This is a genomic window from Xylanibacter ruminicola (assembly GCF_900142525.1).
GTDB classification, from domain to species: domain Bacteria; phylum Bacteroidota; class Bacteroidia; order Bacteroidales; family Bacteroidaceae; genus Prevotella; species Prevotella ruminicola_A.
The window spans coordinates 1-1,534 of the sequence record NZ_FRBD01000055.1 but is presented as its reverse complement, the minus strand read 5'-3'; the positions used below and the strand labels follow the sequence as shown (position 1 = coordinate 1,534).

2 protein-coding genes are annotated in these 1,534 nt (G+C 44.3%); both read right to left on the bottom strand.

Annotated elements, in window-relative coordinates; all coding sequences use genetic code 11:
• Window positions 1-204 precede the first annotated feature (204 nt).
• Window positions 205-1,074, bottom strand: coding sequence for an IS3 family transposase (locus tag BUB86_RS16865; protein ID WP_254795214.1), 870 nt, complete (start codon window positions 1,072-1,074; stop codon window positions 205-207).
• 47 nt (window positions 1,075-1,121) lie between these two features.
• Window positions 1,122-1,478 (bottom strand): transposase, encoded by a 357-nt coding sequence (locus BUB86_RS16860; protein WP_073211895.1) that lies wholly within the window; start codon window positions 1,476-1,478, stop codon window positions 1,122-1,124.
• Window positions 1,479-1,534 lie beyond the last annotated feature (56 nt).

Here is a 1,534-nt window from a genome sequence, read left to right as displayed (position 1 = left end):
ACAGTTTATTGCTTTTTTCCTGATATAGTTGACAGTCGCTTTACTGAATAAGTTGACTCTTTACTGGAATCGTTGACACCTTTACTGAAAAGGTTGTCTTTTTCCTGAAAGAGTTGACAACTATGAAAAACACTGCGGTGGTTTGCCATGCGGCTGGAGGCGCAAAGCCTCCAAAGAGTGTCCTTCGACATTCCGCTTGCAAAGTTAGGGATTATTCTGCAAACTCTGTTCATTCTTGCGATAAATTTTATTCTTCCACATCTTTTTTTGTTCACCAGACTGCTCGTGAGCTGTATTTGGAGTCTGCATACCGATGCTGTAGTGAGGGCGTCTGCAGTTATAGAAATCAACGAAGCGTCTTATCTGCTCCAGTGCCTCTCCATACGTCGCAAACCGTCTTTCCTGACGATAGATGCTCTCATACTTGATTGTTTCATTCACGCGCTCTGCAACGCCATTATCAGTAGGTTTGTAATCCTCCGTCATCGATATTAATATGTTGTGTTTTTGCAGTTCCTCGACATAGAGGTCGCAGCAGTACTGCACACCACGGTCAGAGTGATGGATGAGTCCTGAGAGGTCGTCACCGCCAGCCTGTTCTATAGCCATACGGAGGGCTTTGAGCGTAAATACGGATGCGAGAGATTCTGCTAGATACCAGCCAACGATCTTCTTTGAATAAGCATCTGTAACGAGGTGCAGATAACAGCATCCGTTCTTGAGCTCAATGTAGGTAATATCGCTTACCCACAGCTGATTTGCCGCAGTAGGAACGAATCCTTTAATAAGATTCTTCCATTTGTGGTAGCGATGGTTGGAGTTCGTTGTAGAGCGGCTCTTGCGAGGTTTCTGCATCAGTTTATGGCGACGAAGTAAGTTCATAAACTTATCGCGTCCAGGCATCCATCCTGTATTAAACATCACGCATAGCATCAGCCAGAGTTTCACTCCTCCAATACCAGGATCAATCTCACGTATTTCACGTACTGCATCAAGAATACGAATCTCGCGGGCCAACTGTTCCGCCTCGTCCGTTTTCTTCTTATAATAGGCCTGTCTGCTATGGCCAAGCAGATCACAGGCAGCTGTTACCGTCAGGCCGTGCTGCCCATGAAGCTCATCTACTGCTTGGCCCCAGATTTTTTTCTGATATCAATGCCGTTCTTTTCAGCCACGTCAATCAGCGTGTTCAGGGCCAGATTCTGCAACTCTAACTCACGAACGCGAGCTTCGAGTGCCAGTACCTCAGGAGATTTCTCCTCTTTCTTTTTACGTGCCATATCTTCAAGCGGTTTGGTATCCGCCTGCAAAGATACAACATTTTTTGATTTTCTGTACCGGCTTACCCAACATCTTATCGTACTTGGCTCAACATTGTAGTACTTTCCCAACTCTTCATAACTGTTGGTACCATTCAAATAAGCAGAAATAATCTCCGCTTTCTTCTCTTCTGGAATCCTTGGATTTAAAATTCTCATAAGTCTAACACATTTATTAAGTTTCTAAATGTGTCAACCTATATCAGTATAAGACA